The sequence below is a fragment of the Ferrovibrio sp. genome, assembly GCF_002796975.1.
In the GTDB taxonomy this organism is placed as follows: Bacteria; Pseudomonadota; Alphaproteobacteria; order Ferrovibrionales; family Ferrovibrionaceae; genus Ferrovibrio.
This window is the reverse complement of the sequence record NZ_PEKV01000002.1, coordinates 192618-192948: the sequence shown is the minus strand read 5'-3', so window position 1 is coordinate 192948 and position 331 is coordinate 192618. Positions and strand designations below refer to the sequence as shown.

The window sequence follows — 331 nt, the reverse complement described above, 5'->3', positions numbered from 1 at the left end:
CGACGTGGTGCGGCAGTCCGACAGCGGCATGCTGTATTTCGTCGACCGCATGAAAAACATCATCCGCCGCTCGGGCGAGAATATCGCGGCGGCCGAGATCGAAGCCTGCCTGCAGGCGCATGACGCCGTGGCGCAGGTCGCCGTACTGGCCGCACCGGATGAGTTGCGCGAGGAAGAGGTGATGGCCTGCATCGTGCTGATGGATGGTCACACGGGTACAGCGGAGATGGCCGACCAGCTCTTCGGCTGGTGCTTCGACCGCCTGGCGTATTTCAAGGCACCCGGCTGGCTGCTGTTCGTCGACAGCCTGCCGACCACCGGCACCCAGAAG

The 331-nt window shown here is 64.7% G+C and carries 1 pseudogene; it reads left to right on the top strand.

Annotation, left to right across the window (positions count from 1 at the left end):
* A pseudogene (locus CTR53_RS01615) lies at positions 1-331 on the top strand (ATP-dependent acyl-CoA ligase); the annotation flags it as partial.